General features: G+C 25.5%; 3 protein-coding genes. All 3 read right to left on the reverse strand.

Going from position 1 to position 3,011, the window contains the following annotated elements:
* On the reverse strand, positions 1-1,253 hold a 1,253-nt coding region (locus ACERKK_RS12535), incomplete at its 3' end, for a nucleotide sugar dehydrogenase (protein ID WP_373773415.1).
* A gap of 67 nt (positions 1,254-1,320) precedes the next feature.
* The gene (locus ACERKK_RS12540) at positions 1,321-2,190 is read right to left on the reverse strand and encodes an ELM1/GtrOC1 family putative glycosyltransferase (protein ID WP_373773416.1); all 870 of its coding nucleotides are present in this window, start codon (positions 2,188-2,190) and stop codon (positions 1,321-1,323) included.
* Positions 2,168-3,011: hypothetical protein (locus tag ACERKK_RS12545; protein ID WP_373773417.1), on the reverse strand; the 844-nt coding region annotated here is incomplete at its 5' end. The genes ACERKK_RS12545 and ACERKK_RS12540, both read right to left, overlap by 23 nt.

Raw genomic sequence — 3,011 nt, forward strand, 5'->3', positions numbered from 1 at the left:
GGAACAATCCCTTTTACATCTGTTATTAATCTCTCACCATTTATAATACTTGTATACTCATCTTCACTAATTGATTTAAATTCATCATGTCCTACTGCAACTATAATAGCTTCATATTTCTTTTCATTTTTAAATGGATTTTCAACAAAGTTATAATCATAATAATCTTTATCTTTTTCATCTATCCATGGTTCATATACATCTATTTTTGCACCATATTCTTGAAGTTCTGAGATTATATCTACAACTTTTGTATTTCTTATATCAGGGCAGTTTTCTTTAAAAGTTAATCCCATAATTAAAATATCTGCATCTTTTACTAACTTACCTTTTTTAATCATAAGTTTAATAGTTTTTTCAGCGATATATTTTCCCATACCGTTATTGATTTGTCTTGCACCTAAGATAAGATTTGGTTTATAGCCAAGTTCTTCTGCTTTAAAAGTTAGGTAATATGGATCTACACCTATACAGTGTCCACCAACTAATCCTGGCTTTAATTTTATAAAGTTCCATTTTGTTGCTGCTGCTTCTATTACATCATTTGTATCTATATTCATAGTATCAAAGATTAGTGCTAATTCATTTACAAGTGCAATATTTACATCTCTTTGAGTATTTTCAATTACTTTTGCTGCTTCTGCTACTTTTATTGAGCTTGCTTTATGAGTTCCTGCTGTAATAATTGTTTTATACAGTTCATCTACTACATTTGCTATTTGTGGTGTTGAACCTGCTGTTATTTTAAGTATTTTTGTAACTGTATGTTCTTTATCACCTGGATTAATTCTTTCAGGAGAATATCCACAGAAGAAGTCAGTATTAAATTTCATATTTGAAGTAGCTTCAAGTTGTGGAACACATACTTCTTCTGTTACACCTGGGTAAACAGTTGATTCATAGATTACGATATCATCTTTTTTTAGTACTTTACCTATCATTTGAGATGATTTTATCAAAGGAGTTAAATCAGGTCTATTAGAAGAATCAATAGGAGTAGGAACTGTTACAATATATACATTACAATCTTTTATATCATCTAAGTTTGTTGAAAAAATCATATTATTTTTTAAAGATTGTTTTACTTCATCACTTGTTAGCTCTAGCGTTCTATCAAAGCCATTATTTAGTTCTTGCACTCTTGTAGTATTTATATCAAATCCTACAACTTCAAATTTACTTGAAAAAGCATGAGCTAATGGTAAACCTACATATCCTAGGCCTATTATACATATTTTCTTATGACTCGGCATTTAGTGCCTCCCTACATTGTACTTTAGTACTTATATTCAATCTTTTTTCCTTTGATACTTCAACTTTTTATATTTTTACATCTTGTAGTAGTTTTGATAAATCTACTTTTGTTTTAATTTTATTAACTGTTTTAGCTAATTTATGAAATTTTGTATTCTCTTTTTTTGATCTTAATTCGATTATTGAAATTAAAGCATCACTATTTGCTCTTGCTTCACTTAACATAGAAGTTGAATCAATTGTTATATATAATTCCTCACATAATTTAATAAAATCAGGAATTGGATTTATATCTGATTGTTTTGAATAGATTAATTTATAATCAAATTTATACTCATTTAATAATTCTTCTATTTTTTTAGGTGTTCGTCTTGATGTTGTAACAAATTTTAAATAACCATCATAACTTTTAAAAATATGATTAAGTGTATTTCTCATATTTTCTATATCCATTTTAAAAATATCATTATCTCCACCTATAATAATACCAATAGATTTTTCTTTTAAATTTATAATATTTTTAGCTTTTGTATATGATAAATTTAAAGGTACTGATACAATATTTGGTAATTTTGGTGGCTCATCATGATCTTGAGCTATAATATAATCAAAGTCACTATATCTATAAGATTTAGGAAGCATTAAAGCAATTGATTTTATATTATATTTTTTAGAAATAAATTTATTAAAATAATAAGTACTAGAACCAGTACTTACAACAGCATCATAAAAATCAAAATTATATTTTCTATATTGAGTAAATAAAGAATCAGTATAAAACTTAGATTTATCATAAGCATATGATAAAAGTTTTAATATTTTAGATTTAAATTTTACTTCTAAAATATCATAACTTATATTTTTAATTTTACAAAAAGCGATTGATTGATTTAGATGACCAGGCTTGCCATCACTAATTATTAGTATTCTTTTCATATATCTCTCTATAGTGGCTTTTAAATCTTTTATGAGGCCAAAACCACTGTTTTTTATCTTCAAGTATTATATCAGATATTGCATTAGCTTGCAATTGAGATAGTTTTGCTATATCTTCTTTTTCATTTTCTGTCTTTATAGGTGCAATTGGTTCATATATTTTGATTTTATACTTATAATCATCTTGGTTAAAAATTGCAACTGGAACAATATATGCATCAAATTTTCTAGCTAATGTAGAAGGTGATGCAGTTTGATAAGCAGTTTTACCTAAAAACTCTACTTCTTGCCCTTCTTTTGCATTTATATTTTGATCAATTATTAAAGATATTGTCTCTTTTTTCATTAATGCACGAACAAGTTTTTTTAATGCACCAGATTTAAATACAATTTTTGCACCTGATGATTCTCTTGCCTCAACTATAAAATTATCAATTTCATTAAAATTTGATTCTCTTGCAACTTGAACAATTGGAAGAACAAACTTATTTAAATAACAGCTAAGCATTTCCATATTTCCATAATGAGCAGAAATTAAAATGATTGGTTTTTTATCTTCTTTTAGTTTTTCAAGTATTTCTTGATTTTCAATACTTACAGTTTTTTTTAATTCTTCATCACTTACATCTAAATTTTCAATAAGTGATTGAACCCATAAAACCATATTGAAATATGAATATTTTTGAATCTCTTTTATTTCATTTTTATCTAATCTATTTTCAAAAATTAAATTTAAATTTGCTTCAATAATTTTATTTGTTTTAGAAGAGAATAAATATGCACAATTTGCTAAAAGTTTAAAAAAGCCTCTTCTTAAAAAT

Source organism: Poseidonibacter sp. (assembly GCF_041821165.1).
In the GTDB taxonomy this organism is placed as follows: Bacteria; Campylobacterota; Campylobacteria; order Campylobacterales; family Arcobacteraceae; genus Poseidonibacter.